At 37.5% G+C, this 1,499-nt stretch carries 1 protein-coding gene; it reads left to right on the top strand.

Annotated features, from left to right (window positions below):
- Nucleotides 1-587: 587 nt before the first annotated feature.
- A complete protein-coding gene (locus BCU84_RS20575; protein ID WP_102529904.1) occupies nt 588-1,001 on the top strand; it encodes a hypothetical protein in 414 nt (137 codons plus the stop codon).
- The last annotated feature ends 498 nt before the right edge of the window (nt 1,002-1,499 follow it).

Below are 1,499 nucleotides of genomic sequence, written 5' to 3'. Positions count from 1 at the left end.
CCAGCTTTAAACTTCATTTTTGCCGTCTTCGGTCATTGTCGAAAAGCCCTAACGCTTCCGATAGGCCGTCCATGGCCTAACGAAAGCTAGCTTGGCATCCATGCCAAGCTCACGGCCTTTTCTCGATGACCTCAATTCAAATTGTGCATTCTTAGAATATCAAAACACCTATACAACTTGAGCTTTCAGCTCTTTAAATTGTCACGAACACGGTCAAATCGAAGAGACAATAATCCCAGTGTAGATGCAGCAGCGAGCTTCCAAAACATGGATGTTTTGGCAGAGCTTACATGGATGTACTTGCAGCGTCTCGCAGTTGTATCTGCACAAAAGCCTGCGGCAGGCAATGGATTAGATTGAAGAGATGATTCAAAATTAACTAGCCAATAAAAACTAAGTAAAACATTGAATTAAGAACATGGTTTGTATTAAGGTAAATCCACTTAAGGACAGAGTTGGGTAGCCTCGAATACAATCACCGAGAACACCATTTAGGGAAGAAAAAGCAATTTAATAAGATGTGCCATCAAACTCCTTTGTAAAGTTTACTCTGACCCAGTTAATCAACTATCACTCAAAGGTGTGTAATGAAAAAAGTAATTTCATTTATATGGAAGTCTTGTGCATTATGTCTTGTTGCAGCATGGTTTAATCTATTGTTCACTGACCCTGTGATTGACTCCGTAATGAGTGATTTTGAATATGATTCAACCTACGAATTGTTTATAAATTATAGAACTCGACAAATTATTGAGGAGGGGGAGTTAAGAAGTTTCTCCGATTGTTTAAAAAAATATAAAACTATTGGTACGCGTAGGAAACAAACAGGGGAATATAAAAGCTATAATTTAATAATAAATAAAAAATTATCATTTGTACTCCATATCTATGGGGGGAATGTCCACTCTTTCTATGCGGCACCTATTAAAGATGGGGGAATAGGTAGATATTCAAAACCTTATGGAGTTAATTGCGATTTGACTCTTTTAAATAGCAAATAGTAAATATAAGAGGCATTAAAATAAAAAAGGTCAGAGTCTGACGGTTCCTCACAAATTTAATAGGATATTTGTGCCTCCCTAACTAGCTATGCGAATTCGCAGTCTCAAGTAGTAAATACCCTCCCATAATTTATGTTCGCAGAACCCACATGGGTGTTGATTTGAAATCAAGAGTAGGCACGTTTGGGTCGTATCTGCACATAAGGTAGCTTTTTCACATCCATGTGATCGCGACATTTCGTTCATCTTGAACACCCTTGCGGTAGTTTATTGGTTAGATAATAAGTAGGGTCAGAGTCTGACGAATCCCCACGAAATAATTATTAGAAACAACAAGATATTGAAAAAAGATTGGAACATTCATGGCATTTGGTGATCAAATTTATCGCCAAACAAAAATTACCACGAGTAAATGCCATGAATGCGAAACAAGTTTTATCAAAATGCCTATCGATTGTCACCCCGTTAATGCACAAAACTCGCCGACAAAGTTTGTTC

Source organism: Shewanella sp. 10N.286.51.B7 (assembly GCF_002873615.1).
Classification (GTDB): Bacteria; Pseudomonadota; Gammaproteobacteria; order Enterobacterales; family Shewanellaceae; genus Shewanella; species Shewanella electrodiphila.
This window is presented reverse-complemented; position numbering and strand designations above follow the sequence as displayed.